The following is a 1619-nucleotide window of genomic DNA, read 5'->3' on the forward strand; positions in this document are numbered from 1 at the left end:
CCGTTTCAGGGGCGTTACAAGGGGATTGTTGTGGAGCCCGGGCATGTATTCGCGCAGGTTTGCCACTACATTCACCTGAATCCGGTTCGTGCGGGGATCGTTTCGGCGGAAAACCTTGGGGAGTATCGCTGGAGCAGCTTTTTTCGCATCGAAAAAAGGAAGCGTCCCGAATGGTTGGATTTCTCAACGGTATTATCCGACTCGGGGGGTCTAGGCGACAATCGGACTGGGTGGAATCGGTATCGGGATTACTTGGTTTGGCTGGCAGAGGATGATTTGGAAAAGAAGAAACTGGCAGAGGCCCAGATGAGCCGGGGCTGGTGTAAGGGATCGAAGGAGTTTCGCAAGGCGATGCGGGATGAAGCGAAGGCGAAGGGGGCGCAATTGGACCGGGTTCGTTTCGAAGGATTGGAGCCGAAGTCCTTGATTGAGGAGCGGATGATGGTTTGGGAGGAGGAACTCGTTCAGGCGGCGACGGTCGCCGGGATTGACCTCGGAGCCCTTCCCCGGCCGAAAATGTCGCGGGAAAAGTGCCTGTTGGCAGCGGTAATGAAAAAACGGACCTCGGTTTCCAACCGTTGGCTGGCCGAACGACTCGCCATGGGTTCGGTGTCAACCCCGACGCAAGCGGCAAAACGGGCGAGTGAGAATCCGGGAGTCAGAAAAGAAATCGAGAGAATTGAAAAGGCCCTGGAGTGAACCTTTGGCGTGAACGATGATCCATTGTCAAAAATCAAGACCTGACGTCATTTGGTCTTCACTGACGTCATTTGGTCTTCACCAAAGAAAACGCATTAGCAACCCGTAGCCCAAAGGCGCTCAGCGGCTTGTTCAACCATCGTTCAAGTCCGAGCTTCGTCCCTCACCTCGGCTAGAACGTTTATTGTTCGATCCGCTTCCTTTTCTGAATGCCCTTCCGAATTCCAAGGAACAGAAATGTAATAGTGCCTACCATCACCAAAAAGGTAGCAGGAACCTGAGGGATGTCATCGTGTGTGCTCTCATATGCGATCGGATACAACAGCATCCAGATCAATGCTACAGTGAACAGGGCTTCATATCTTTCTTTGATTCTTTTAAATTCAATCCATATCGTTGCGATCACTACGGTGAATATGGTTGGAACTGCTAGAATCGCATATTCGTCTTCAATGATACGGTTCTCTTGTAGCATCAGCATGAAGTATCCAGCCATAAGAGTAACTCCGATGATGTAGAGTGGGGTTATGAACTCGGGGATCTTCTTCTTTTTCATTCTGTCATCCAACGTCGAGGCTAGGCGTCCCGGCCTGAGAGGTCCAGCGTTCTATTGGTTGACGATTTCACGGGCGGTAACGACGGGTTGCCTATGCAGATTGGTTCAGGGAATCTTGTTTTCTTCTTTTTCTCCATTTCGAATAGCAAAAACTTAACGCAGTTCCGAGGAGCACAAGCAGAAAGAACCCCCAGTAACCGACGCCATTCCATCCAAAAATTGGATTCAGGTCAAAATCTCCAGTTGCCTTCCATTTATTCACGTGAGCACAAAATAGAGCAGAATAAAAACGATAAATCCCCATCCCAGCAGGGTTTTCAATTTGGACTCTCTCGCTTTTTTCAAAATTCTATCTCCTGAACGT

At 49.8% G+C, this 1619-nt stretch carries 2 protein-coding genes; one reads left to right on the forward strand and one right to left on the reverse strand.

The window, feature by feature from the left end; all coding sequences use genetic code 11:
- A partial coding sequence (locus H5P30_RS14510) for a transposase (RefSeq protein ID WP_185693639.1) occupies positions 1-699 on the forward strand: 699 nt, incomplete at its 5' end.
- 181 nt (positions 700-880) lie between these two features.
- Here the strand turns inward: H5P30_RS14510 and H5P30_RS14515 are convergent.
- A complete protein-coding gene (locus H5P30_RS14515) occupies positions 881-1255 on the reverse strand; it encodes a hypothetical protein (protein ID WP_185693640.1) in 375 nt (124 codons plus the stop codon).
- Positions 1256-1619: the final 364 nt, after the last annotated feature.

Source organism: Puniceicoccus vermicola, assembly GCF_014230055.1.
GTDB classification, from domain to species: Bacteria; Verrucomicrobiota; Verrucomicrobiia; order Opitutales; family Puniceicoccaceae; genus Puniceicoccus; species Puniceicoccus vermicola.